This is a genomic window from Mesorhizobium sp. M7A.F.Ca.MR.176.00.0.0 (genome assembly GCF_004023165.1).
In the GTDB taxonomy this organism is placed as follows: domain Bacteria; phylum Pseudomonadota; class Alphaproteobacteria; order Rhizobiales; family Rhizobiaceae; genus Mesorhizobium.
On record NZ_RZTC01000016.1, the window covers coordinates 1 to 25,601 of the forward strand.

The following is a 25,601-nucleotide window of genomic DNA, read 5'->3' on the forward strand; positions in this document are numbered from 1 at the left end:
AATCCGACCTCTCCCCGAGGGGAGAGGAGGCTGGCGCCAGCGTTGGCTATCTCTTCTCCCCTCGGGGAGAAGGTGGCCGCGTAGCGGCCGGACGAGGGGGCCTTGCTCAATCCGGCCCAAAACCCGGACTTGTCGCGCTCCCATCATCCAGCTTCGACAGCCACTCGACCAACGCCGGACGATAGCGCGTAAGGCCCTTGTAGTTGGCGAGTTCGTCAGGCAGGTCACGGATGACGCGGTGCAGGCGCCGTGCCCATTTCGGCTGCGTCACCAGTTCGTCCATCTTGATCAGATAGCAGCGGATCGGGAAGACGATGCCGTTGGAGCGCGGCAGCCGCCAGAAACTCTGCAGCTCGACCCGCAGATGCACCTTGTCGCCGACATTCTCCGGCGTCACCGTCGCCCGGTCCGGTCCCCATTTGTGATAGTTCTCCGGGCTGGTGTCGAGGCGTGGATTGATGGTCATCGTCCAATTCAGGCGCCGTGCCGGCTTGCCTTGCTGGATGTTGGTGAGGAATTTCAGCGCCCTGACGAAAATCCCCTTCTCATGCGCCAGCGGCACCGGCGCGTGCCATTCGAAGAAGTTCATGCCGATGTCGAAATCGAGCGACCAGTCGGCCTGGGTGGTGACCATGCCGGCATCCATCCACAGATTGCCGTCGCGCTGGTCGAGGATGCAGAAATCACCCTGGCTCTGCCGGGTGATGTATTCCATCGGCCCATAAGGCAGCGTCGAGGTGTCGCCGAAGGTGAAGGTGTCGTCGATGCCGAGCGGGCGGTTGATCCAGCGCCAGCGGTCGCCATCGCGGGTCAGCGTGAAATGCTCGGGATAGCCCAGCGCCTGCTGCTCCATCAGCAGTTCCAGCAGGTCCCAGCCGGCCAGCGTCATGTGCGGCAGCGACTGGCAGCGCAGCGGATCCTCGGCCAGCACCAGCGCGCGGTCCTGCATCTCGGCGACATAGTGCTCGTCGACATCGATCGGGTTTTCCAGCACGCTACCCTTCGGCCCGACGACATGCGGCTCGATGTTGACCGCATACATGTAGGCGTCTTCGTGGAACGGAAACGGGAAGCGCCTGATGTGCTCCGGGCTGTTCTTGAAGGTGAAGTCGTCGCGGAACGTTTCCTTGCGAAAGGTGATGCCCATGATTTTCTCCTAGCGCTCCAACACCAGCGACCGGCCTTCGAAGCGCGACACGCACGGCATGATCTTACAGCCCGAACGGTGCTCTTCGTCGCTCAGCCAGTGGTCGTTGTGGATGAACTTGCCGTCATAGGAGACGACGTTGGTTTCGCACTGGCCGCAGACGCCGCCGCGGCAGAGATAGGGCGGATCGACGCCGGCCGCCTCGATCGCCTCGAGCAGGCTCTGCTGTTCATCGACGCGGATCGTCTTGCCGCTGACGGCGAGCGTCACGTCGAACGGCAGTCCGGGCTGGGGTGCGGCGAAATGCTCGAAATGCACGGTTTCCGCCGGCCAGCCGAGGCTTGCCGCGCGATCGCGCACCCAGTTGATCATGCCGGCCGGGCCGCAGACATAGAGATGCGTGCCGAGCGGCTGCGTCGACAGCAACCGGTCGAGTTCGATGCGCTCGTCGAGGTCGTCATGATAGAGCCTGACCCTGCGGTCGTAGCGCTCGCGCAGCACATCGGCATAGGTGCCGAGCGATGCGGTGCGGCAGGTGTAGTGCAGCTCGAAATTGCCGCCTTCCGCCGCCAGCTGCGCGGTCTGCGCCATGAAAGGCGTGATGCCGATGCCGCCGGCCAGCATCAGGTGCTTTTTGGCGCGCAGGTCGAGCGAGAACAGGTTGACCGGGTAGCTGACCACCATCTCCAGGCCAGGCCGGACATTCCGGTGCATGAACAGCGAGCCGCCACGGCCGACATCGTCGCGGCGTACCGAGATCGTGTATTCGCGCGTGTCGAGCGGCGAGCCCATCAGCGAATAGGGATTGAGCCGGGTCCGCTCGCCGTCGCGCATCTCGACCACGACATGGGCGCCGCCGGAAAAGGTCGGCAACAGCTCACCGTCGCGCCGGCGGAAATGGAAGCGGGTGACTAGGTCGTTGACCGGGACGACGTCGCTGACGACGACATCGAGTTTTGTTGTGCCGGTGCTCATCGAAAAATCTCCTCCAGCGGAGGAATCTCTGAGCGATCTTCCGCATTGATGCAGACGCCCTGGAACGCGGCGATGCGCCTGGAGTAGTGATCGCGCACCAGAAGCAGCAGGCCGCAATGCGCGCAGGTCGCCGGCTGCGTGGTCACATCCTCGGTGATGCCCTTGCAGTGGACGCATTGCATGCGCCGCGCCAGCGAGCCGCGGTGCTCGGTCTGGATCGAGGTGTGGTCGATGCCGGCTTCAAGCGCCACCTGCATCGCCTGGCCGATCAGGCCCTCGGTGCCCGAGAGATAGAGGCGCAGGCCCATATGCGCGTTGGCGAGTGTCTGCCTGAGCCGTGGCAGCAGGCTGGCGAAGGACGGTGCCTGATGAAACTGTGCCGGTTTCAGCGCTTCGAGGGCGGCGATGGGTTTTCCGTCAGGCCCAGGAATGAAGACGATTTCGGCGTCGTCGAAAAACCCGGGCGGCGCCCTCTCGGCCATCTCCGCTATTGCCAGCGCCCCTTCCGCATCCGCGATAAAAAGATGATGCTTGCCGGCTTGCGGAGACAAGGTTCCGTAAACGGGCCGGCTGATGATGCTTTTGGCTGCCATTTAAGTCTTCGTGCCTCGAACCCCTCGCTATCGACTATGCCTCAACCTTTCGCCGTGCGCTTGGTCTTCTTGGGATCGTCGAACGGAAGCGGCTGCGCGGTGGCCTTGATGGCGCCGCTCTTGTTGCGGATTTCGAGCTTGGTGTCCTTTACCGCGCAGTCAACGTCGAGGCGGGCGATGCCCATCGATTTCTCGACCAGCGGCGAATACATGGCGCAGGTCACCACGCCGACCTTCTTGCCGTCGCGGTAGACCGGCGCCCCTTCATCGGCCGGCTCCTTGCCATCGAGCCGCACGCCATAGATCTTGAAGCGCTCCTTGCCTTTCAGGCGATAGTGCTCCTCGGCGCCGCGAAAGCCGGTCTTGCCGGGGCTGACGGTGAAGTCGAGGCCGAGTTCCCACAGCGTGTCGCCGGGGCCTTCGTTCTCAAACGGATATTTCTGCGAATTGTCGTAGGGGTAGAAGAGCAGATAACTTTCGACACGCAGCATGTCGAGAGTGGTGAAGCGGCACGGAATGATGCCGGCGCTCTTGCCTTCGTCGAGGATCCTGTCCCAGATCGTGCCGGCATCCTGGCCACGGCAGAAGATCTCGTAGCCGCGCTCGCCGGTATAGCCGGTGCGCGAGATCATGACAGGCAAGCCGAACAGCTGCGCCTGCATGTGATGGAAATAGTTGAGGTCGCGAATGCCCGGCACATGCTTGGCCAGATAGTCGACGGCGGTTGGCCCCTGCAGCGACAGATCGTGCAGGTTGTCGTCGAAGCGCAGCGAGACGTCGCGTCCTACCGAAGCACGCTGCAACTCCTCATGGCCGGTGCCCGAACCATGCACGACCATCCATGCATTCGGTCCGGTCCGGTAGAGTATACAGTCGTCGGTGAATTTTCCCGCCTCGTTCAGCATGCAGGCATAGGCTGACTTGCCGGGATAGATCTTTTCGACATCGCGCGTCGTCGCCAGGTCGATCAGGTGTGAGGCATGCGGCCCGGTGATGTGGACTTTCTTGAGGCCGGAGACATCCATCAGACCAGCCTTGGTGCGGATGGCGATGTACTCCTCGTCGGCATCCTTGTCGTAGGTCCAGGCGGTTCCCATGCCGCTCCAGTCTTCGAGCTTCGAACCGAGCGCGCGATGGCGATCCGCCAGGGTCGAAAATCTCCAGGATGCCGTCATCCGCTCGTCCTCCGTTTCGATAATGCTCTGCTGTTCCCTGCCCCCTGCGCAGCGGCGGGAGCTTTGGCCGAATATTGATCGCAAACCTCCGGGCGCCGCAATACCCATAAGCAATTAATTTCATTGTCAGGCAAAATCCGCCGCGCAAACCAAACGGTCAACCCCACGTAAATCGCGCTTGACAATTGCGAGATTCAGACGGAATTTATGAAAAAAATTTCACTCTGTTGAAAGAGGACGGCGGACGGGGATTCGGAACCGGACGGCGGAAAAGGGGAGAAACCGATGTCAGACATGCAACAGCGCATCGAAGCGCTGTATCGTTCCGACGTGCGCGGAGCCGCGCTCCTGATCGTCTGCCTGTGGGCGACGATCCTCTTCGTCCTCCTCATGACATGGCCCTACATCCCGCACAGCGGCATCAAGGCCGTGGTCGCGATCGCCGCCGCCGCCGTGCTGATCTTCAACACGGCCGCCATCCTGGCGATGGTCAAGCACTACAAGGAAGACAAGGAATTCATCTACGGGCTCGATATCAAGAACGCCGACGCGTTCCGCAACCGCAAGTCCTGAGGGGTAAAAGAGATGTCCCGCTACACGCCGCCGGAACAAAGCAAGGCCGGGCAGGTTTTCGACATCGCCGTCGTCGTCGTTGCCATTTTCGTGGCACTGTGGCTACCGCTCAAGCTGGGCCTCGCCGGCGCGGCGAAATCCATCGACGCGCTCGACGCCAAGACCTGGGAAGCGCTAGGCCAGAACCCGACCATGGCGTCTATCTGGGAAAAGCTCGGCTATACGCCCGAGACCGCGCACGACATCATCCAGAACCGCTTCCACTATGTCATCGACTGGCCGACGCTGATCATCATGGCGGCGGTGCTGATCGGTTATTTCGTCTTCCTGTTTCGTGCATCAGACCGCGAATATCGCGACGTCATCAACGAAAAATTCGACGACAAGTAAGAGTTCTGAGGACGATTTAATCGGGGGACACGATCATGTGGGTAGCACTCTCTTACGCATGCTGGGGCATCTCGATCGTGCTCGCTTTGTGGATGCTCTACGACTGGTTCAAGGTTGACACGACCTTCTCCGAAGAGGTGCTGACCTCGTCTCGCGAGGGCGAACTGGAAGCCACTTCCGAAAAACACCGGATCTGAGTGAGGATTGAACAATGACGATCGCACTTGAACCGGCTGCCCCGGCTGCCCAAGGGGACAGAGTTTCACTCCTGCGCGTGCTCGGACCGGCCCATGTCTGGGCGCTCGGCGTCGGCATCGTCCTGGTCGGCGAATTCACCGGCTGGAATTTCTCGGCGGACAAGGGTGGCGCACTGGCCGCGCTGATCGTCTGCTGGGTCGTGGGATTGCTCTACACCTCGGTCGCCATGATCGATTCCGAGGTGACATCGACCGTGGCCGCCGCCGGCGGCCAGTATGCGCAGGCAAAGCACATCGTCGGACCGCTGATGGCGTTCAACGTCGCGCTGTTCCTGGTCTTTGCCTACACCATGCTCGAAGTATCCGACGCCATCCTGCTCGGCGACACCATCGTCGCCAAGGCCGGCGTCGAAGGGCTCACCCACAATTCCTTCATCGCCGCGACCATCGTCGTGCTGGCGTGGCTGAACTATCGCGGCGTGCTGATGACGCTCAATGTCAACTTCGTCATCACAGCGGTCGCCTATATCTCGATCGTCATCCTGTTCTTTTCGGTCAGCCCGTGGACGCAAGGCGCCGTGCTGAAGCTGAACGAGCTGGTCACGCCAGGCAATGCGCTCCCCTATGGCTGGATCGGCGTCATCGCCGCCTTCCAGTTCGGCATCTGGTACTATCTCGGCATCGAAGGCACCACACAGGCCGCCGAGGAAGTGCGCTCGCCGGCCCGCTCGCTGCCTTACGGCACCATGGCCGGCATGATCACGCTTTTGATCGCCGCCGCCATGACCTGGTATGTCTGCGCCTCGATGATGCCATGGGAATATCTCGGCATCACCTATTATCCGCTGTGGGACGCCGGCAAGCTGACTGGCAGCCCGCTGCTCGAGAACCTGTTGTTCGTCGCCACGCTGCTTGCTGCAATGGCCTCCGCCAATGGCTGCATCAACGATGCGGCGCGCGCCTGGTTCTCGCTCGGCCGCGACCGCTATCTGCCGACATGGTTCTCGGCCGTGCATCCGAGATATCGCACGCCCTATCGTTCGATCCTGTTCCTGCTGCCGATCGCGCTGGCCTTCGCCTTCATCGCCGACCTCAACCAGGCGATCACCTTCTCGATCCTGTCGGGCGTGCTGCAATACACGTTCATGAGCATCAACATCATCATGTTCCGCAAGAAGTGGCCGCTCGGCTCGATCCGCCGCGGCTACACGCACCCCTTCCACCCGATCCCGGCCATCGTGCTGTTTTGCCTGTGCGTGGTGACCTTCTTCGCCATCTTCCTCGGCTTCGGCTCGCAACTGATCGCCATGGTCGCCTTCTATTTCCTGATCTCACTGTGGTTCCATTTCTATCGCTACAAATTCGTGCGGCGCGGCGATCAGTTCACCATGCCGTGGCCGAAGCCGCAGGGTTATTGATGGGAGTAGGCCGGTCCGTATCCTGGATGGGCGTGGCATGAGAAAATGTCCGAGCTGACATCAGCACTGCTGGCCGGAGCCATTGTCCTGGCTATCGTTCTCCACCTTGCCTGGCAGGCGCGTGCCAGCCGCAACAGGGCATCGATGGCGCTTGCCGTCGAGCAGGACCGCATCCGCACAGCCATCGCCGACGCAGCCAATGTCTCGGACGGCACCGCCGGTGTCATCACCTGGGAAGGGTCCTGGAACAGCAAACGTGTCCAGGTGCGCACCATCGTCGACACACTGGCGACGCGGAAACTGCCGGCGCGCTGGCTCAGTGTTTCGATCACTGAGCCGGTGGCCGTGCCCGGCACCTTCGATATGATGATGCGGCCGGGGTCGCCGACGACCTTCTCCAATTTCGATCATCTCGACCACACGCTGCCGAAGAGTTCGGCATTTCCGGCCGAGGCCGTGTTGCGGACGGATCGCAGGGGCGTCCACTTCCCACTGGAGACCATCGCCGGCCACCTCGGGATTTTTTCCGAAGGGCGCGCCAAGGAACTGCTGATCACCCCGAAAGGGGTACGCATCGTGTGGCTGCTGGCCGAAGCCGAACGGGCGCGCTACGGTGTGTTCAGGCAGGCCGAATTTGGCGACGCCACACTCGATCCCGCGCTGATCGAAAGACTGCTGGTGTCGGTGTCGGCGCTTCGCGACGCCATCAACAAAAGCGAACGCCAAGCCGCATGACCATTCCCACCACGGCACCCACCAATCCTTATCTGGTTCTCGGCGCCGCAATCGTGCTGCCGGGAAGCGGGCACGTCATTCTCGGCGTGCCGGTGCGCGGCCTTCAGTTCCTTTTCTTCATGGTGATCCTGGCATGGGTGACGGCCAAGATCGCACCGTCGGATGCCAGCTTTGTCGGCCGTCACGCCGGCGGCTTCCTGATCTATGCCTTGTCGATTCTCGACGCCTACAAGCTCGCCCGCATCCGCACCGCCAAATGGGTTCACAATGCCCGGCGAGACGGCGACAGTGCGCAGAGCGGCATTGAGCCGCATAGGTAACTGGAGGAATATTTTTTTCATACGATTGAATTTGTGCGGCTCATTCGATACATCCTCTCTTAGCTACAAACGATCTCTTAGCTACAAACATCGGGAGGCTGACATGTGTGGAATTGTCGGACTGTTTTTGAAGGACAAGTCGCTGGAACCCCAGCTTGGTGCGATGCTGTCGCAGATGCTGATCTCCCTCAGCGACCGCGGTCCCGATAGCGCCGGTATCGCCATCTATGGCGCGCCTTCCAAGAATGAGGCCAAGATCACCATCCAGTCAGCCAGGCCCGACCGCGATTTCCGCGGCCTCGAGGCGGAGCTCGCCAAGGCCATCGGCACGCCGGTGACGATCGCGGTGAAATCCACCCATGCCGTCGTCAGGACCACGCCGGCCAAGATCGATGAAGCGCGCGAAACCATCCAGGCGCTGCGCCCCGACATCCGCATCATGGGCGCCGGCGACGTTGTCGAGATCTACAAGGAAGTCGGCCTGCCGGAGGCCGTCGTCGAGCGCTTCGATGTCCGCAAGATGACCGGCACGCATGGCATCGGCCATACCCGCATGGCAACGGAATCGGCGGTGACGACGATGGGCGCGCACCCGTTCTCGACCGGCGCCGACCAGTGCCTGGTGCACAATGGCTCGCTGTCGAACCACAACAACGTCCGCCGCGAGTTGATCCGTGAAGGCATGACCTTCGAGACCGAGAACGACACTGAAGTGGCCGCCGCCTATCTTTCGTCGCAGATGGCGCATGGCAAGAATCTCGGCGAGGCGCTGGAAGGCACGCTCTCCGACCTCGACGGCTTCTTCACCTTCGTCGTCGGCACCAAGAACGGTTTTGGCGTGGTGCGCGATCCGATCGCCTGCAAGCCTGCCGTGATGGCCGAAACCGACCAGTATGTCGCCTTCGGCTCGGAATATCGCGCGCTGACCAAACTACCCGGCATAGACAATGCGAGGGTCTGGGAACCCGAGCCCGCAACCGTCTATTTCTGGGAGCATTGAATTCATGTCGGCAACCACGCTTTCAAAGACCGCAGCACATGACCCTCGGGTCTTCGATCTTGACCAATCGTCGCTGCGCGAACTCAACCAGGCGCTGCACAATCTGTCGCCCGGCTCGAATGAAACGGCCTGGGAAGTGCTGAACCCGAAAGGCAGCCATTCGGTCGCCGTTGGCGTCGACCAGCCTGTTGCCATCGATGTGCGTGGCAGCGTCGGCTATTATTGCGGCGGCATGAATTCCGGCAGCACCATCACCGTGCATGGCTCGGCGGGTCCCGGCGTCGGCGAGAACATGATGTCGGGCTCGATCACCATCAAAGGCGACGCCAGCCAGTATGCCGGCGCCACCGGCAAGGGCGGCCTGCTGGTCATCGAAGGCAATGCCTCGTCGCGCTGCGGCATCTCGATGAAGGGCATCGACATCGTCGTGCACGGCAATATCGGCCACATGTCGGCCTTCATGGCGCAGTCGGGCAATCTGGTGGTGCTGGGCGATGCCGGCGACGCGCTGGGCGATTCCATCTACGAGGCGCGGCTCTTCGTGCGCGGCAAGGTCGACAGCCTGGGTGCCGACTGCATCGCCAAGGAGATGCGGGCTGAGCATCTGGAATTGCTGCAAGGCCTGCTCGACCGCGCCGGTGTCACCGGCGTCAAGCCGTCGGAGTTCAAGCGCTACGGCTCGGCGCGCACGCTCTACAATTTCAATATCGACAACGCCGACGCGTATTGAGGCAGCATGACCTATCGCAACCCTCCGACGACGCCGCGCAAATCCGCGACCTTCGACGACTATACGCTTTCCGAAATCCGCCGTGCCGCGGCGACCGGCATCTATGACATCCGCGGCGCCGGCGCCAAGCGCAAGCTGCCGCATTTCGACGACCTTCTGTTCCTCGGCGCATCGATCTCGCGCTATCCGCTCGAAGGCTATCGCGAGCGCTGCGACACATCAGTCGTGCTCGGCTCTCGCCATGCCAAGAAGCCGATCGAGCTAAATATCCCGATCACCATCGCCGGCATGAGCTTCGGCTCACTGTCAGGCCCCGCCAAGGAGGCACTCGGGCGCGGCGCGACCCTGTCGGGCACCTCGACCACGACGGGCGACGGCGGCATGACCGAGGAAGAGCGCGGCCATTCAAAGCAGCTGGTCTATCAATATCTGCCGTCGCGCTACGGCATGAACCCGCGCGATTTGCGCCGCGCCGATGCGATCGAAGTCGTCGTCGGCCAGGGTGCCAAACCGGGTGGTGGCGGCATGCTGCTTGGCCAGAAGATTTCGGATCGCGTCGCCGAAATGCGCACGCTGCCGAAAGGCATCGACCAGCGCTCGGCCTCCCGCCACCCCGACTGGACCGGCCCCGACGATCTCGAGATCAAGATCCTCGAGCTGCGCGAGATCACCGACTGGGAAAAGCCGATCTACGTCAAGGTCGGCGGCGCCCGGCCCTACTACGACACCGCGCTTGCCGTGAAGGCCGGCGCCGATGTCGTTGTCGTCGACGGCATGCAGGGCGGCACCGCCGCCACCCAGGAAGTGTTCATCGAAAATGTCGGTATGCCGACGCTTGCCTGCATCAGGCCGGCGGTACAGGCGCTGCAGGATCTGGGCATGCACCGCAAGGTGCAGCTGATCGTCTCCGGCGGCATCCGCAACGGCGCCGATGTCGCCAAGGCGCTGGCGCTCGGCGTCGACGCGGTCTCGATCGGCACGGCTGCCCTCGTCGCGCTCGGCGACAACGATCCCCGCTGGGAGGCCGAGTATAACGAGCTCGGCACCACGGCCGGCGCCTATGACGACTGGCACGAGGGGCGCGACCCCGCCGGCATCACCACGCAGGACCCGGAATTGATGAAGCGGGTCGACCCGGTGGCTGCCGGGCGCCGGCTGGCGAACTACCTCAAGGTGATGACGCTGGAAGCGCAGACCATCGCGCGTGCGTGCGGCAAGAACAGCCTGCACAATCTTGAACCCGAGGACCTCGTCGCGCTGACGATCGAGGCAGCCGCCATGGCCGGCGTGCCGCTGGCCGGCACCAACTGGATACCGGGGAAGAACGGCTTCTGATCAACGAAGGGCCGACTCCCGCATACTCGGGAACAACAATCGATAAAAATGGGGAACTAGCGTGGCAACTGATCTTGCAGAATTCGCAAGGGCGAAAAACGTCAAATATTTCATGATTTCCTACACTGACCTGTTCAGTGGCCAGCGTGCCAAGCTGGTGCCGGCGCAGGCAATCGCCGACATGCAGAAGGACGGCGCCGGCTTTGCCGGGTTCGCCACCTGGCTGGACCTGACGCCGGCACATCCCGACATGCTGGCGGTGCCGGATCCGGATTCGGTGATCCAGCTGCCGTGGAAGCCTGAGGTCGCCTGGGTCGCGGCCAACTGCATCATGGACGACAAGGAGGTCGACCAGGCGCCGCGCAACACGCTGAAGCGGCTGATCGCAGAGGCCGCCAGCGACGGCATGCACGTCAAGACCGGCGTCGAGGCCGAGTTCTTCCTGATCTCGCCGGATGGCAAGACGATTTCCGACGAATACGACACGGCCTCAAAGCCCTGCTACGACCAGCAAGCGGTGATGCGCCGCTATGACGTCATCGCCGAGATCTGCGACCACATGCTGGCGCTCGGCTGGGGCGCCTACCAGAACGACCACGAGGATGCCAACGGCCAATTCGAGATGAACTGGGCCTTCGACGACGCGCTGGCGACCGCCGACAAGCACTCGTTCTTCAAGTTCATGGTCAAGTCGATCGCCGAGAAGCACGGCCTGCGCGCGACTTTCATGCCCAAACCCTTCCAGGGCCTGACCGGCAATGGCTGCCATGCCCATATTTCGGTCTGGGACAAATCGGGCAAGACCAACGTTTTCGCCGACAATGCGATGGAACTCGGCCTGTCGGCCAAGGGCCGGAATTTCCTCGGCGGCATCATGAAGCATGCTTCCGCGCTTGCTGCGATCACCAACCCGACGGTCAACTCCTACAAGCGCATCAACGCGCCGCGCACCATCTCGGGCGCGACCTGGGCGCCGAACACGGTGACCTGGACCGGCAACAACCGGACCCACATGGTGCGCGTGCCCGGCCCCGGCCGCTTCGAGCTGCGGCTGCCGGATGGTGCTGCCAACCCTTATCTGCTGCAGGCGGTTATCATCGCCGCCGGCCTCGACGGCATCCGCTCGAAGGCCGATCCCGGCAAGCGCTACGACATCGACATGTACCAGCATGGGCACACGGTGAAGGGCGCTCCAAAACTGCCGCTCAACCTGCTCGACGCCTTGCGAGAGTTCGACAAGGACAAATCGCTCAAGGCGGCGCTGGGTGAGGAATTCTCGTCGGCCTACCTAAAGCTGAAGCACCAGGAATGGAATTCCTATGCTTCGCACTTCACGCAATGGGAGCGCGACCACACGCTGGATATCTGACCACCAGCGCGGTGCGAGCGACCTCGGAATGAACTGATGAAATATTCTATCTTCTCGCTCGCCCGCGCCGCCCTGTCCGGCCACAAGAACTGGCAGCGCACCTGGCGCGACGCCACGCCGAAGGATCGCTACGACGTGGTGATCATCGGCGGCGGCGGCCACGGGCTTGCCACCGCCTGGTTTCTCGCCAGCGAGTACGGCATCAAGAATGTCGCCGTACTCGAAAAAGGCTGGATCGGCTCCGGCAATGCCGGCCGCAACACCACCATCATCCGCTCCAATTACGGTCTGCCCGGCAACACCGGCTTCTACGAATTGTCGATGAAGCTGTGGGAGCGGATGGAGCAGGACCTCAACTACAATGCGATGGTCAGCCAGCGCGGCGTCATCAACCTCTACCACTCCGACGCACAGCGCGACGCTTATGCGCGGCGCGGCAACACCATGCGCATCAACGGCATCGACGCCGAACTGCTCGACCTCGCTGCCGTCAAGAAGATGATCCCGTTCCTGAACTTCGACAATGCGCGCTTTCCCGTGCAAGGCGGGCTCTTGCAGCGGCGCGGCGGCACGGCGCGGCACGATGCGGTGGTCTGGGGCTATGCCCATGCGGCGAGCGAACTCGGCGTCGACATCATCCAGAATTGCGAAGTCACCGGCTTCGTCAGGGACGCCAATGGCAAGGTGACCGGCGTCGAGACATCGCGCGGCAAGATCGGTGCCGGCAAGGTCGGCATGGCGGTCGCCGGAAGTTCGTCGCGCGTCGCGGCGATGGCCGGCCTGCGCCTGCCGATCGAGAGCCATGTGCTGCAGGCCTTTGTCTCCGAGGCGATCAAGCCGCTCATCCCTGGCGTCATGACCTTCGGCGCCGGCCATTTCTACGTCAGCCAGTCCGACAAGGGCGGGCTGGTCTTCGGCGGCGATATAGACGGCTACAATTCCTACGCCCAGCGCGGCAACATGCCTGTGATGGAGGATGTCTGCGAGGGCGGCATGGCGCTGATGCCGATGATCGGCCGCGTGCGCCTGCTGCGCCAGTGGGGCGGCATCATGGACATGTCGATGGATGGCTCGCCGATCATCGACAAGACACCGGTCGACGGGCTCTATCTCAACGCCGGCTGGTGCTATGGCGGCTTCAAGGCGACGCCGGGCTCCGGCTTTGTCTTTGCCCACCTTCTGGCCCGCGATGAATCGCACGAAGAGGCCGCACGGTTCCGCCTCGACCGGTTCCGGACTGGTGCGATGATCGACGAAAAGGGCCAGGGCGCCCAACCGAACCTGCATTGAAGGCGGTCTAGAACAGCATGCGCATTGTCTGTCCCTTTTGCGGCGAACGCGAACTCGGCGAGTTCACCTATCTCGGCGATGCCAAGCCGGTGCGGCCGGTCGCCGACGCCTCGGAAGACGAGGTCTTCGACTATATCTATCTGCGCGACAATGTCGCCGGCGAGACCAGCGAATACTGGTACCATGGCGGCGGCTGCCGGGCCTGGCTGAAGGTCACACGCAACACGCTGACGCATGAGATTTCCGCCGTTGAGCCGGCGGCTGGCGTGGGTGCGAGGCAGGTCGCGAAATGAATTTTCTTGTGCAAGTCAGCGCCGCCCCTCACCTGCCTGCCGGCATCCTCTCCCTGTATAGAGACGGGGAGAGGGACGCTGGCCGCAACCTGGCCGCTATTCCTGCAGCGTTGATGATTAGCGAAATCGTGGACGAGAGCGTCCTTCTCCCCGTCACTATACGGGGAGAAGTGCCCGGCAGGGCGATGAGGGGCGGCTCGACGCTGCCGCATGACATCGAAGCGACGAAGGGTCGGCAATCGTGACTTCCAGCCAATCCCATCGTCTCACGTCCGGCGGTCTCATCGACCGCTCGGTGCCACTGAACTTCCGTTTCGACGGCAAGGCTTTCTTCGGCTTCCAGGGCGATACGCTCGCCTCCGCGCTGATCGCCAACGGCGTCAAGCTGGTCGGCCGCTCGTTCAAATACCATCGCCCGCGCGGTATTCTCACCGCTGGTTCGGAAGAACCCAACGCGCTGGTCGAGCTGCGCACCGGCGCACGGCGCGAGCCGAACACCAAGGCGACGACAGCCGAACTCTATGACGGGCTCGAGGCCGCCAGCCAGAACCGATGGCCGTCGCTGCGCCACGATGTGATGTCGGTGAACCAGCTGTTCGCGCCGATCTTCGTCGCCGGCTTCTACTACAAGACCTTCATGTGGCCGGCGAAGTTCTGGGAAGCGATCTACGAGCCGGCGATCCGCCGCGCCGCCGGCCTCGGCCGTGCCTCAGGCATCGCCGATCCCGATCACTACGACAAGGCATGGGCGCATTGCGATGTGCTGATCGCCGGTTCAGGTCCGGCCGGTTTGGCCGCGGCATTGGCAGCCGGCCGTGCAGGTGCCCGCGTCATCCTGTGCGAAGAGGATTTTGTCCCCGGCGGCCGCCTGCTGTCGGATGGCGGCACGATCGATGGTGTGCTGGCAGCCGAATGGCTGTCGCGGACGCTGGCTGAATTGGCCGATATGCCGGACGTCCGCATCATGACCCGCACGACATTGTTCGGCGTCTACGATGGCGGCACCTATGGCGCGATCGAGCGGGTCAACGACCACCTGCCCTCCCCGCCTCAGCATCAGGTGCGCCAGCGGCTGTGGCGGATCGTGGCGAAGCGCTGCGTTGTCGCGGCCGGCGCCATCGAACGGCCGATCGTCTTTGCCGGCAACGACACGCCCGGTGTTATGATGGCGTCCGCCATGCGCACCTATGTCGCGCGCTATGCGGCGACACCGGCAAAGCGCCTCGCGCTGTTCACCAACAATGAGGATGGCTGGCGTACGGTCGAGACTGCACTCGGGGCCGGCCTGCAGATCGCGGCGGTCATCGATGCAGGGTCCGAAGTGTCGCCGGCGCATCGTTCGCTGGCCTCCAAGGGTGGCTTCCCGGTGCTGCATGGTTCCGTCAGTGGCGTCGATGGCGGCAAGAATGGCGTCAGGAAAATCGCGGTCTCGCTGACCGGTGGCGCGCGCGCCGAGGTCGAGGCGGACGGCCTCGCGGTCTCTGGCGGCTGGAACCCGGCTGTCGGGCTGACTTCCTACCATCGTGGCCGGCCGAAATGGCAGAACGACATATCTGCCTTCGTGCCGGACGGCGCGCCTCCAGGCATGGTCGCCGCGGGTGCCGCCAATGGCGATTTCGGCCTCGGCGCCTGCCTGAGCCAGGGATTTGCCGCCGGCGCGGCAGCGGCGCGTGACACGGGACATAGCGGCACAGTGGGTATCGCGCCTGCCGCCGACGACGAGGCATTCTCGCTGACGCCGCTATGGCACGTCGCCGGCAAGGGCAAGGCGTTTGTCGATTACCAGCACGACGTCACCGCCTCCGACATCGAACTGGCGCAACGCGAAGGCTTTGAATCCGTCGAGCACCTGAAGCGCTACACGACGCTAGGCATGGCGACCGACCAGGGCAAGACCTCCAATGTCGCCGGCCTTGCCATCATGGCCGCGGTCAGCGGCCGTTCGATCCCCGAGACCGGCACGACAATCTACCGGCCGCCTTACGTGCCGGTCGCCATCGGCGCCTTCGCCGGTCATCATCGCGACGAGACGTTCCATGCGACGCGGCTGACGCCGTCGCATCACTGGGCGGCCGAACAGGGCGCCGTCTTCGTCGACACCGGCCTGTGGAAGCGTGCGCAATGGTACCCTCGCGCCGGCGAGAAGGACTGGCTGGAATCGGTGACCCGCGAGGTCAAGGCGGTGCGCGGCGGCGTCGGCTTCTGCGATGTCTCGACGCTCGGCAAGATCGACGTGCACGGTCCCGATGCCGGCGCTTTCCTGGATCGCGTCTACATCAACACCTTCTCCAGCCTGGCCGTTGGCAAGGCGCGCTATGGGCTGATGCTGCGCGAGGACGGCATCGTCTATGACGATGGCACGACATCGCGGCTGGCCGAGGATCATTTCTTCCTGACCACCACCACGGCCAAGGCCGGGCTGGTGATGCAGCATCTCGAATTCTGCCGCCAGGTGCTGTTCCCGGAGCTCGACGTGCAGCTCACTTCCGTCTCGGACCAGTGGGCGCAATTCTCGATCGCCGGGCCGAAGACACGCGACCTGCTCAGGGAAATCGTCGACCCGGCCGAAGACCTTTCCAACGAAGGCTTTCCGTTCATGGGCGTGCGCGAAGTCGCACTTCGCGGCGGCCTGAGAGCGCGGCTGTTCCGTATCTCGTTCTCCGGTGAAATGGCGTTCGAGATTTCAGTGCCGGCGCGCTTTGGCGATGCCATGGCGCGCAATCTGATGCTGGCCGGCGCGCCATTCGGCGTGACGCCCTACGGCACCGAGGCGCTCGGCGTCATGCGCGTCGAAAAGGGACACATTGCCGGACCGGAATTGAGCGGCACGACGACGGCGGCCGATCTTGGCCTGGGCAAGATGATGTCGACCAAGAAAGACTATATCGGCCGCGTCATGGCCGGACGCGAGGCGCTGGTAGACCCGGACCGGCAGGTCGTCGTCGGCATCAAGCCGACGGACAAGGCACGCCGGCTGCGCTCCGGTGCGCACATCATCCCGAAGGGACAGACACCCGCCCCCGGCAACGACCAGGGCTATGTCACCTCGGTCTGCTTCTCGCCGACGTTGGATCAGTGGATCGGGCTCGCGCTTGTCGAACGCGGCCGCGAACGCATCGGCGAGATCGTGCATGCGCATGACCCGTTGCGCGGCGAGGACTACGATGTCGAACTGTGCAATCCCGTCTTCTACGATCCGGATGGAGGGCGCCAGCGTGGTTGATTTTTCCTGGGTTCCCCGCAGTCCCCTTGAAAAGGCGCTTGTTGCCGGCGTGCATGGTGCACGCGGTATCGAGGCCGGCGTCTCGCTGACCGAAATCCGCAATTTTGATCTCGTCCAGGTGATGGCGCGGCGCGGTAAGGCGGCTGACATGGCCAAGGCTGCGAAAGTTCGCTTTGGCGTTGCTGCTCCGGAAACGCCGACGGCAGTCGGCGCGGCGGACGCAACGCTGATCTGGTCGGGACCGGATCAGTTTTTCGTGCTGTCGAAGGGCGGCAAGCATTCGACTGAAGCACTCGCTCAGGCGTTTGCATCTTCCGCCTCGCTGTCCGACCAATCGCATGCGCGCGTGCTGATCAGCATCTCGGGTGACAAGGCGCGGGCGATGCTGGCGAAACTGTCGTCGATCGATTTGCATCCCGATGCGTTTCCGGTTGGCGCGGCGGCGGCTACGTCGATTGACCACACCAGTGTCACGCTCAGGCGTGGGAATGATCGAGATGGCCTGGCGGTGTTCAACCTCCTGGTGTTCGCGACTTTTGCCGAGAGCCTGTGGCACACGATGCTGGACTCGGCCGCGGAGTATGGTGTGGTTATCGGCCATTCCGAGGAATTCTAGCCCGCCAATTGTGGACCTCGGCGCCGCCCCTCATTGCCCTGCCGGGCATTTCTCCCCGTGAACGGGGAGAAAGAAGCTGTTCGGAGTGCCGCGCTATTTCTGCAATGTTGGCGATTGGCGAAACCGGCGACGACAGCGTCCTTCGCCCCGTTTACGGGGAGAAGATGGCGGCAGCCAGATGAGGGGCAGCACCGACGTTTGGAAGATAGACTGGGAGGCCAATTCAATCCCAATTGACTGGGTTCGAAGCATCACCTTCGCCTTGCCAAACGCACGCGCACTGCTATTCTTACCGCTAAAATAATTTCACACACAGGCAAACTTGTTTCTCGAACCGCAAGGCTGAAATGAGCCAGTCGCCCTACCCCGCAATTGCTGCCGGACCGCCGCGGCCGAGCCTCATCCTGAGGCCCGGCCAGATCGCGCTGCCGCCGGGCATGGAGCGTTATACGATCCATGGCAATGGCGCGGTGCTCATCGATATCGAGGCCGGCGACACGGTCACCGTGCGCAATGTCGAGGGCGGCCAGGCCTGCGAGTTGCTGGCCTGGGACAGGAGCGGCGCGACCGATCCCGGCATTTTTGGTGAAGCATCGAACAGCAACGCTGCCGGCATCAAGGCGCTGTTGGCCGAGGACGACGACAGCCTCGCATCGCTACGGAGCGGGCTCGCGCGCCGGCAGGTGCAGCTTGACCATGCCAAGGCGGTTCGCGTGTTCGGCGGCGCGACACCCGCCGGCACCGAGCAGGCTTTCACGGTCGCACGCGACGGCGCGATGCTGATTGCGGCCCCCGGCGGGCCGATGCTGGTCGATGGCCACGACACGGCGACGCCGCTGACTGCCATCGTCCGCCGTGCCACGATCCGCCCGGCGGCGAAATCGCTACTGGCCGACCCGCTGGCCGACCCGGTTCTCGATTTGCGCGTCCATTCGGCGACGGCGGAATCCTATTTCGTCAAGGCTGGCGACTATCTCCAGATCATCGATGTCGACGGGCGCCAGTGCACCGATTTCCAGTGCTTTTCGGCGCGCAAGCTGGACAGGGGACTGGATCATCCGCTCGACGTGACGACGACTCGCACGCTGATGGGTGCAAGCTACCCGATGCCCGGCCTGCATTCCAAATACTTTGACCAGGACATGGAGCCGCTGGTCGAGGTGGTGCAGGACACATGCGGCCGGCACGACGCCTTCGCGCTCGCCTGCGCGGCCAAATATTACGACGACATCGGCTATCCCGGCCACACCAACTGCTCGGAGAATTTCAACGGCGCTCTGGCCGGCAAGGGCGTCAATCCCCGCGCGGGCTGGATGGCGATCAACTTCTTCTTCAACACGGCGATCGACGCGCATGGCGTCATGGTGTCCGACGAGCCGTGGTCGCGGGCGGGTGACTATGTGCTGCTCAGGGCGCTCACCGACATCGTCTGCGTGTCCTCCGCCTGCCCCGACGACACGACGCCGGCCAATGGCTGGAACCCGACCGACATCCATGTGCGGACCTATTCCGGCCAGCACAAATTCTCGCGAGCGATCGCCAGACGCATGACGCCCGATTCGGAACAGAAAATGACCCGCGAGACAGCTTTTCATTCGAGCTTTGCCAAGCACACCCGCAACTTCGGCGAGTACAGGGGCTATTGGCTCGCCAATTCCTTCGCCAAAGACGGGCCGATCGCGGAATACTGGGCGTGCCGCCAGGACGCGGTGATCATGGACCTGTCGCCGCTGCGCAAGTTCGAGGTCACCGGCCCGGATTCCGAGGCGCTGCTACAATACACGCTGACCCGCGACGTCAAGAAGCTCGGTGTCGGCCAGGTGGTCTATTCGGCCATGTGCTACGAGCATGGCGGCATGATCGACGACGGCACCCTGCTGCGGCTCGGCAAGGACAATTTCCGCTGGGTCGGCGGTGACGATCTGTCCGGCGAATGGCTGCGCGAGACGGCGACGAAGCTCGGCCTCAACGTGCTGGTGCGCTCGTCAACCGACCAGATGCACAACGTCGCCGTCCAGGGTCCGAAGAGCCGCGACATCCTGCGAGAAGTGATCTGGACTTCGCCATTGCAGCCGTCGATCGACGAGCTCGAATGGTTCCGCTTCGCCGTCGCCCGCATTGGTGGCGGCAACGGCATTCCGGTCGTCGTCTCGCGCACCGGCTATACCGGCGAACTCGGCTACGAGATCTGGTGCCATCCGCGCGACGCCGAAAAGGTGTTCGACGCCATCTGGGAAGCCGGCCAGCCGCATGGGCTGAAGCCGATGGGGCTGCAGGCGCTGGACATGGTGCGCATCGAGGCCGGGCTGATCTTCGCCGGCTACGAATTCTCCGACCAGACCGATCCGTTCGAGGCCGGCATCGGCTTCACCGTGCCGCTGAAGAGCAAGACCGACGATTTCATCGGCCGCGAGGCGCTGATCCGCCGCAAGGAGCACCCGCAGACGAAGCTGGTCGGCCTCGACATCGACGCCAATGTCGACGTCGGCCATGGCGACTGCGTGCATGTCGGCCGCGCCCAGATCGGCGTGGTCACGTCGGGCATGCGCTCGCCGGTGCTGAACAAGACCATCGCGCTGGCCAGGCTCGACGTCACCCATTCGGCTGTCGGTACCGAGGTCGAGATCGGCAAGCTCGACGGCCATGCCAAACGGCTGCCGGCGCGCGTCGTCGCCTTCGCCCACTACGATCCGCAAAAGACCAAACCACGCTCCTGACGGCCTTCCTCCCAAGACAGTGAGGCCGTGCTGGCAGCCCGATAGGAATTTTTTCTTGACCTGCTGAGGGCAGCTATGCTACATATTCGTCCATGGTGCTGATTTGCGCCGCGACCCGCCTGCGGCGGGTTTTTCGTTTCCAGACCCCTGGTCCTTTTCCGAACAATCCTGCCCGCCAGTGTGAAGCTGACATGTTTCGCAAGCGTGATGTGCACGGCGCGACAATTCGCTTGACGTGAAAGCGCGCCGGATCAATCTTCACTCCTAAGAAAAAAATACGACTGAGTGGAAACACCGGCAGTCCATCTATGCATGCGTCGATGGTGAGCCTAGCGAAGCCGCGGCGGTCACGAACGGGGAACATCAAAATGGGGAACAAAGACATATGAGCACGATAACGACTGTCCTGGAGCCGCTTGCCGAAGGCAAGTTGCACCGAAATATCGACTGGCGCGGCGCCTTCTGGGTGGCGAGCGGCGTGCCTGCCCTCGTCCTGTTCTCGATCGGCGGCATTGCCGGCACGACCGGCACGCTGGCCTTCGCGATCTGGATCTTCTCCATGATCATGGGCTTCCTGCAATCCTTCACCTATGCCGAAATCGCCGGACTGTTTCCGAACAAGTCGGGCGGCGCGTCGATCTACGGCGCCACCGCATGGCTGCGCTATTCCAAGTTCATCGCGCCGCTGTCGGTCTGGTGCAACTGGTTCGCCTGGTCGCCGGTGCTGTCGCTCGGCTGCTCGATCGCCGCAGCCTATATCCTCAACGCGTTGGCGCCGGTGCCGCTGTTCACCGATGCCTCGCCCGAAGTCGTCGCCTATATCGCGGCGCATGCCGGGACGAGTGCCGCCGACGCCATCACGGCGGTGACCACCGCGGCAACGCCGGTGATCCGCAACTGGACGCTCTACAGCCACACGCTGGGGCCGGTCTCGTTCACCCTCAACGCGACCTTCTTCATCGGCGCGGTGCTGATGCTGATCATCTTCGCCATCCAGCATCGCGGCATCCTCGGCACTGCCAATGTGCAGAAATATATCGGCCTGCTGGTCATCATCCCGATGCTGATCGTCGGCGTCGTGCCGATCGTCACCGGCCAGATCAACTGGGCGAATTTTTCGCCGCTGGTGCCGCTGGCGGCCGCCTATGCGCCCGAGCCCGGCGCCTGGAACATTGCCGGCTGGACGCTGGTGCTTGGCGGCATGTTCATCGCCGCCTGGTCGACCTACGGCTTCGAGACCGCCGTCTGCTACACCTCGGAGTTCAAGAACCCGGGCACCGACACGTTCAAGGCGATCTTCTATTCCGGCCTTTTGTGCATGCTGCTGTTCATCCTGGTGCCGTTCACCTTCCAGGGCGTGCTTGGCCTCAACGGCATGCTGGCGACACCGATCGTCGACGGCTCCGGTGTAGCCGACGCGCTGGCCGGCATGGTCGGCGGCGGCGCACTGATCCACAGCCTTTTGGTGATGCTGATGATCCTGGCTCTGGTTCTGTGCATCATGACGGCCATGGCCGGCTCTTCACGCACGCTCTACCAGGGCTCGGTCGATGGCTGGCTGCCGCGCTATCTCAGCCATGTCAACGAACATGGCGCGCCGACGCGGGCAATGTGGACCGATCTCGTCTTCAACCTGATCGTGCTGGCCATCGCCTCTGCCGACGCGACGAGCTTCTTCTTCATCCTCGCCGTGTCGAACTGCGGCTATATCATCTTCAACTTCCTCAACCTCAATGCCGGCTGGATCCACCGCATCGACAACGGCCATATCGCCCGGCCTTGGAAAGCACCGAGCTGGTTGCTCGGCGTCGGCGCGATCTTCGCCTATGTCAACATGATCTTCATGGGCGCGGGCGCCAAGGTGTGGAACCCGATGGCGCTGTGGGCTGGCCTGATCACGGCAGCCCTGATTATCCCGGTGTTCTGCTTCCGCCATTACATCCAGGACAAGGGCAAGTTCCCCGACCACATGCTGGCCGATCTCGGCATGACGGGGGCCGACCTCTCGGTCAAAAAGGCGGGCATACTGCCCTATCTGACCCTGGTCGCCGGCGTGGTGGTGATGCTGCTCGCCAACTGGTTCTTCGTCATCTGACCTCGTAAAAGTGAAAAGGATCGGGCGCGCTTCGGCGCGCCCGATCCTTTTCGACTGGCGTGATCGATCTATTCGGCGGCCAGCGCCAGTTGGGGCTTTTCGGTTTCCTGGCTCAGTTCCAGATCGTCGGTCCGCCCCTCCGCCCCGCGCTTCTTCGGCTCCCGGCCGAAGAACAGGGCGTACCCGGCAGGCAGGACCAGGATGGTCAGCACCGTGGCAACGAGGATGCCGCCCATCATGGCGTAGGCGAGCGGACCCCAGAAGACGCCGCGCGAGATCGGGATCAGCGCCAGCACCGCCGTCAGCGCCGTCAGCGTGATCGGCCGGAAACGGCGAACGGCCGAACCGATGATCGCCTCGTAGCGGTCCATGCCCGCGGCGATGTCCTGGTCGATCTGGTCGACCAGGATGATCGAGTTGCGCATGATGATGCCGAGCAGCGCGATGACGCCGAGAATGGCGACAAAGCCGAACGGCGCGCCGCTGATCAAGAGTGCCGCGGCAGCACCGATAATGCCAAGCGGACCGGTCGCCAGCACCAGCATCGCCTTGCCGAAGTTCTGCAGCTGGATCATCAAAAGCACGACGATGACGGCCAACATGATCGGCGCCTTGGCGGCGATCGAAGCCTGGCTTTCCGCCGAATCCTCCGCACCGCCCTGGATCTCGATCTTGTAGCCGGGCGCCAATCCGTCACGCAGGCCCTGCATATCCTTGTACAGTTTGGTGACGACGTCATTGGACTGCACGCCGTCGGGCAGCGTTGCCCGCACACTGATGGTCGGCAGACGGTCGCGGCGCCACTCGATGCCTTGCTCCAGCACCGGCACCACCTTGGCAACCTGCGACAGCGGCACGAAGCCACCGAAGTCGGTCGGGATATAGACCGAGTCGACCGAGGACAGGAGGCTGCGGCTGGCATCCGGCTCGCGGGCAACGATGGACACCGTCTCCTCGCCGTCGCGGAAGTCGTCGAGCGGCGCGCCGGACATCGCCGCCTGCAGCATCTGGCGGATTCGCTGCGAGGTGACGCCGAGTGCGCGGGCACGATCCTGGTCGATGACCAGCTTCATCGCCGGAACCGGCTCCAGCCAGTCATCATGCACGGCGCCAAGCAGCGGATCCTCACGGAACTTCGCCTTCACCTGGTCGGCGATGCGGCGCACTTCCTGGCGATCCGGTCCCATGACGCGCATCTGCACCGGCCAGCCGGTCGGCGGGCCGAGGAACAGACGATCGACCTTGGCACGGATGGATGGGAAGTCTTCAGCCAGAACAGTGCGCAACTTGACGATCAGCCGTTCGCGGGCCGGTTCGTCATTGGCCATGACGAGCAGCTGGGCAAAGTTGGGGTTGCTCAGCTGCTGGTCCAGCGGCAGGAAGAAGCGCGGCGCGCCTTCGCCGATATAGGTGGCGATGAAACGCTTGTCCTTGTCGTCCATCATCTTGGTTTCGAGCGCCTTGGCCTGCGCCTCGACTTCCTTGATGCTGGTGCCTTCCGGCAGCCAAAGGTCGACGAGGATTTCCGGCCGCGACGATTGCGGGAAGAAGTTCTGCGGAATGAACTGGAAAGCCCACAGGCTGGTGCCGAAGGTGACCAGCGTCATCACCAGGACGATGATGCGATGGCGCACGGCCCAGCTGACGGTAGCACGAAGCCGGCGGTAGAAACGCGTGTCGAAGACATCGTGATGGCTGCCGGCATGCTTGCGCTGCTTGAGGATCATGTTGCCGAGCCATGGCGTGAAATAGACCGCGACGAACCAGGAGACGATCAGCGCGATGCCGACGACATAGAACAGGGTGCGGACATATTCGCCGGCGGTCGAGGCCGCGAAGCCGACCGGAATGAAGCCGGCTGTGGTGATCAGCGTGCCGGTCAGCATCGGGAAGGCGGTCGAGGAATAGGCGAAACTCGCCGCCTCGACCTTGACCATCCCCTCCTCCAGCTTGCGCTCCATCATCTCGACGACGATCATCGCGTCGTCGACCAGAAGACCGAGCGCGATGATCAGCGCGCCGAGCGAGATGCGCTGCAGGTCGATGCCGAGTTCGTACATGATGGCGAAGGTCGCAGCCAGCACCAGCGGGATGGCGATGGCGATGACCAGGCCAGAACGCCAGCCTATCGACAGGAACGAGACGACGAGCACGATCAGCAGCGCTTCGCCGAGCGCATGCATGAACTCGGCCACCGCATCGGTGACGACGCCCGGCTGGTCGGAGATCTGGTCGACCGCAACGCCGTAGGGCAGCGCCTCTTCGAAGCGCTTGTAGGTGGCCTCGACATCCTTGCCGACGTCGGTAACCTTGAAGCCCTTGGCCATGACGACGCCCAACTGCACGCTGTCGTGACCGTTGAAGCGGTATTTGCGCTGGAACGGATCTTCCAGCCCCGAGGTCACCGTGGCGATGTCGCCCAGCCTTGTGACCTGGCCGCCGGCGCGCAGGCGCAGGTTCCGGATATCCTCGACCTTGCCGACATCGCCCTCGACGGAGATGCGTACCGAGTTGGTGCCGGTATCGACGGAGCCGGCCGGGTCGACATTGTTCTGTCCCTTGATCGCATTCTGCAGATCGGTCAGCGTCAGGCCGCGTTCGGCCAAGGCCTTGGACGAGACGTCGATATAGAGCTTTTCCGGCTGGTCGCCGATGATGACGGCCTTCTCGACGCCGGGCGTCGTCAAAAGCATGTCGCGCGCCTGGATGGCGAACTTCTTCAGTTCGGGATAGCTGAAGCCGTCGCCGCTGATCGAATGCAAGGTGATGAAGGTGTCGCCGAACTCGTCGTTGAAATAGGGGCCGAGCAGACCCTGCGGCAGGTCGCCCTGGATATCGCCCACCTTCTTGCGCACCTGGTAGAAGGCGTCGGTCACCTCGGCGGTGTTGGTGTCGCCCTTGATCTGCACGGTGATGATGGCGCTGCCGGCGCGGGTGAAGGAGCGCACGAAATCGAGATGCGGCGTTTCCTGCAGCTTGCGTTCGATCTTGTTGACGACCTGGTCTTCCATCTCCTTGATCGAGGAGCCCGGCCAGATCGCCTGGACGACCATGATCCGGAAGGTGAAATCGGGATCTTCCTTCTGGCCCATACGCATCAGGCCGAGCGCGCCGGAAATGATGATCAGGCCGAACAGGAACCGCGCAATGGCGGGATGGCCGATTGCCCAGCGCGACAGGTTGAAGGGCCGCTTCTCTTCCGTGGAATTGGTCATCGACGCTGGTCCATCTATCTAGCGCAACAAAATCGAGGGTTCATAGTGGCTTCCGGGCGGCAAGGCTCTCCGAGCGGAGAAGCACTCATCGCGGTGGGACGCGAGATCGATGTGGGGGTTACATCAATCGAGCGTCTCGGTCGGGCGCCTGCCGCCCGGAAACCAACGACTGCGGGAACGCGCAGCCGGTTGTCT

Annotated in this window: 21 protein-coding genes; 16 read left to right on the forward strand and 5 right to left on the reverse strand. The window is 63.2% G+C overall.

The window, feature by feature from the left end; genetic code table 11:
• Positions 1-106 precede the first annotated feature (106 nt).
• From EOB59_RS07960 to EOB59_RS07975, 4 genes are read right to left on the reverse strand one after another with little or no spacing between them, the layout of a single operon-like run.
• Complete coding sequence (locus EOB59_RS07960) at positions 107-1,147, reverse strand: DUF3445 domain-containing protein (protein WP_128288108.1); 1,041 nt, start codon at positions 1,145-1,147, stop codon at positions 107-109.
• Between the two features lie 9 nt (positions 1,148-1,156).
• A complete protein-coding gene (locus EOB59_RS07965) occupies positions 1,157-2,122 on the reverse strand; it encodes a PDR/VanB family oxidoreductase (RefSeq protein ID WP_128288109.1) in 966 nt (321 codons plus the stop codon).
• Positions 2,119-2,715, reverse strand: coding sequence for a dimethylamine monooxygenase subunit DmmA family protein (locus tag EOB59_RS07970; RefSeq protein WP_128288110.1), 597 nt, complete (start codon positions 2,713-2,715; stop codon positions 2,119-2,121). The genes EOB59_RS07965 and EOB59_RS07970 overlap by 4 nt, the downstream gene beginning before the upstream one ends.
• A gap of 41 nt (positions 2,716-2,756) precedes the next feature.
• A complete protein-coding gene (locus tag EOB59_RS07975; protein ID WP_127397041.1) occupies positions 2,757-3,890 on the reverse strand; it encodes an aminomethyltransferase family protein in 1,134 nt (377 codons plus the stop codon).
• Positions 3,891-4,175: 285 nt separating this feature from the next.
• On the opposite strand from EOB59_RS07975, the gene EOB59_RS07980 reads away from it, so the two are divergent.
• The 16 genes from EOB59_RS07980 (at position 4,176) to EOB59_RS08060 (ending at position 22,191) form a co-directional block, all read left to right on the forward strand.
• Positions 4,176-4,463, forward strand: coding sequence for a hypothetical protein (locus tag EOB59_RS07980; RefSeq protein WP_027036059.1), 288 nt, complete (start codon positions 4,176-4,178; stop codon positions 4,461-4,463).
• 12 nt (positions 4,464-4,475) lie between these two features.
• On the forward strand, positions 4,476-4,853 hold the full coding sequence (locus EOB59_RS07985) for a hypothetical protein (RefSeq protein WP_013532899.1): 378 nt from the start codon (positions 4,476-4,478) through the stop codon (positions 4,851-4,853).
• A gap of 35 nt (positions 4,854-4,888) precedes the next feature.
• Positions 4,889-5,050, forward strand: coding sequence for a hypothetical protein (locus EOB59_RS07990; RefSeq protein WP_013532900.1), 162 nt, complete (start codon positions 4,889-4,891; stop codon positions 5,048-5,050).
• 14 nt (positions 5,051-5,064) lie between these two features.
• The gene (locus EOB59_RS07995) at positions 5,065-6,468 is read left to right on the forward strand and encodes an amino acid permease (protein WP_023808735.1); all 1,404 of its coding nucleotides are present in this window, start codon (positions 5,065-5,067) and stop codon (positions 6,466-6,468) included.
• Positions 6,469-6,513: 45 nt separating this feature from the next.
• Complete coding sequence (locus tag EOB59_RS08000) at positions 6,514-7,203, forward strand: hypothetical protein (protein ID WP_164873888.1); 690 nt, start codon at positions 6,514-6,516, stop codon at positions 7,201-7,203.
• On the forward strand, positions 7,200-7,523 hold the full coding sequence (locus EOB59_RS08005) for a hypothetical protein (RefSeq protein ID WP_127397719.1): 324 nt from the start codon (positions 7,200-7,202) through the stop codon (positions 7,521-7,523). The genes EOB59_RS08000 and EOB59_RS08005 overlap by 4 nt, the downstream gene beginning before the upstream one ends.
• 103 nt (positions 7,524-7,626) lie before the next feature.
• A complete protein-coding gene (locus EOB59_RS08010; protein WP_127397720.1) occupies positions 7,627-8,523 on the forward strand; it encodes a glutamine amidotransferase family protein in 897 nt (298 codons plus the stop codon).
• A 4-nt stretch (positions 8,524-8,527) separates the two neighbouring features.
• On the forward strand, positions 8,528-9,253 hold the full coding sequence (locus EOB59_RS08015) for a GXGXG domain-containing protein (protein ID WP_127811056.1): 726 nt from the start codon (positions 8,528-8,530) through the stop codon (positions 9,251-9,253).
• Between the two features lie 6 nt (positions 9,254-9,259).
• Positions 9,260-10,588, forward strand: a complete 1,329-nt coding sequence (locus EOB59_RS08020; RefSeq protein ID WP_128288111.1) for an FMN-binding glutamate synthase family protein — start codon at positions 9,260-9,262, stop codon at positions 10,586-10,588.
• A gap of 61 nt (positions 10,589-10,649) precedes the next feature.
• On the forward strand, positions 10,650-11,957 hold the full coding sequence (glnT, locus tag EOB59_RS08025; protein ID WP_127397470.1) for a type III glutamate--ammonia ligase: 1,308 nt from the start codon (positions 10,650-10,652) through the stop codon (positions 11,955-11,957).
• 36 nt (positions 11,958-11,993) lie between these two features.
• Positions 11,994-13,247, forward strand: a complete 1,254-nt coding sequence (locus EOB59_RS08030; RefSeq protein ID WP_127270293.1) for a sarcosine oxidase subunit beta family protein — start codon at positions 11,994-11,996, stop codon at positions 13,245-13,247.
• 17 nt (positions 13,248-13,264) lie between these two features.
• Entirely contained in the window at positions 13,265-13,540 is a 276-nt protein-coding gene (locus EOB59_RS08035) for a sarcosine oxidase subunit delta (RefSeq protein ID WP_128288112.1), read from the forward strand.
• Positions 13,541-13,781: 241 nt separating this feature from the next.
• Complete coding sequence (locus EOB59_RS08045) at positions 13,782-16,763, forward strand: sarcosine oxidase subunit alpha (protein ID WP_128288114.1); 2,982 nt, start codon at positions 13,782-13,784, stop codon at positions 16,761-16,763.
• Entirely contained in the window at positions 16,756-17,379 is a 624-nt protein-coding gene (locus tag EOB59_RS08050; RefSeq protein ID WP_128288115.1) for a sarcosine oxidase subunit gamma family protein, read from the forward strand. Before EOB59_RS08045 ends, EOB59_RS08050 begins: the two co-directional genes overlap by 8 nt.
• Positions 17,380-17,726: 347 nt before the next feature.
• Positions 17,727-20,096: an aminomethyltransferase family protein gene (locus EOB59_RS08055; RefSeq protein ID WP_128288116.1), complete on the forward strand. Its 2,370-nt coding sequence runs from the start codon at positions 17,727-17,729 to the stop codon at positions 20,094-20,096.
• Between the two features lie 385 nt (positions 20,097-20,481).
• Positions 20,482-22,191, forward strand: coding sequence for an APC family permease (locus EOB59_RS08060; protein ID WP_127270074.1), 1,710 nt, complete (start codon positions 20,482-20,484; stop codon positions 22,189-22,191).
• Between the two features lie 68 nt (positions 22,192-22,259).
• Here the strand turns inward: EOB59_RS08060 and EOB59_RS08065 are convergent, their stop codons facing one another.
• Complete coding sequence (locus EOB59_RS08065; RefSeq protein WP_128288117.1) at positions 22,260-25,406, reverse strand: efflux RND transporter permease subunit; 3,147 nt, start codon at positions 25,404-25,406, stop codon at positions 22,260-22,262.
• Positions 25,407-25,601 lie beyond the last annotated feature (195 nt).

Bases quoted from the DNA above. Each gene is read 5' to 3' on its own strand.
- EOB59_RS08055 (WP_128288116.1), top strand. From the start codon at position 17,727: ATGAGCCAGTCGCCCTACCCCGCAATTGCTGCCGGACCGCCGCGGCCG.
- EOB59_RS07980 (WP_027036059.1), top strand. From the start codon at position 4,176: ATGTCAGACATGCAACAGCGCATCGAAGCGCTGTATCGTTCCGACGTG.
- EOB59_RS08015 (WP_127811056.1), top strand. From the start codon at position 8,528: ATGTCGGCAACCACGCTTTCAAAGACCGCAGCACATGACCCTCGGGTC.
- EOB59_RS08010 (WP_127397720.1), top strand. From the start codon at position 7,627: ATGTGTGGAATTGTCGGACTGTTTTTGAAGGACAAGTCGCTGGAACCC.
- EOB59_RS08060 (WP_127270074.1), top strand. From the start codon at position 20,482: ATGAGCACGATAACGACTGTCCTGGAGCCGCTTGCCGAAGGCAAGTTG.
- EOB59_RS08035 (WP_128288112.1), top strand. From the start codon at position 13,265: ATGCGCATTGTCTGTCCCTTTTGCGGCGAACGCGAACTCGGCGAGTTC.
- EOB59_RS08065 (WP_128288117.1), bottom strand. From the start codon at position 25,406: ATGACCAATTCCACGGAAGAGAAGCGGCCCTTCAACCTGTCGCGCTGG.
- EOB59_RS07970 (WP_128288110.1), bottom strand. From the start codon at position 2,715: ATGGCAGCCAAAAGCATCATCAGCCGGCCCGTTTACGGAACCTTGTCT.
- EOB59_RS08000 (WP_164873888.1), top strand. From the start codon at position 6,514: ATGTCCGAGCTGACATCAGCACTGCTGGCCGGAGCCATTGTCCTGGCT.
- EOB59_RS07995 (WP_023808735.1), top strand. From the start codon at position 5,065: ATGACGATCGCACTTGAACCGGCTGCCCCGGCTGCCCAAGGGGACAGA.
- EOB59_RS08005 (WP_127397719.1), top strand. From the start codon at position 7,200: ATGACCATTCCCACCACGGCACCCACCAATCCTTATCTGGTTCTCGGC.
- EOB59_RS07975 (WP_127397041.1), bottom strand. From the start codon at position 3,890: ATGACGGCATCCTGGAGATTTTCGACCCTGGCGGATCGCCATCGCGCG.
- EOB59_RS07965 (WP_128288109.1), bottom strand. From the start codon at position 2,122: ATGAGCACCGGCACAACAAAACTCGATGTCGTCGTCAGCGACGTCGTC.
- EOB59_RS07985 (WP_013532899.1), top strand. From the start codon at position 4,476: ATGTCCCGCTACACGCCGCCGGAACAAAGCAAGGCCGGGCAGGTTTTC.
- EOB59_RS07990 (WP_013532900.1), top strand. From the start codon at position 4,889: ATGTGGGTAGCACTCTCTTACGCATGCTGGGGCATCTCGATCGTGCTC.
- EOB59_RS07960 (WP_128288108.1), bottom strand. From the start codon at position 1,147: ATGGGCATCACCTTTCGCAAGGAAACGTTCCGCGACGACTTCACCTTC.
- EOB59_RS08020 (WP_128288111.1), top strand. From the start codon at position 9,260: ATGACCTATCGCAACCCTCCGACGACGCCGCGCAAATCCGCGACCTTC.
- EOB59_RS08030 (WP_127270293.1), top strand. From the start codon at position 11,994: ATGAAATATTCTATCTTCTCGCTCGCCCGCGCCGCCCTGTCCGGCCAC.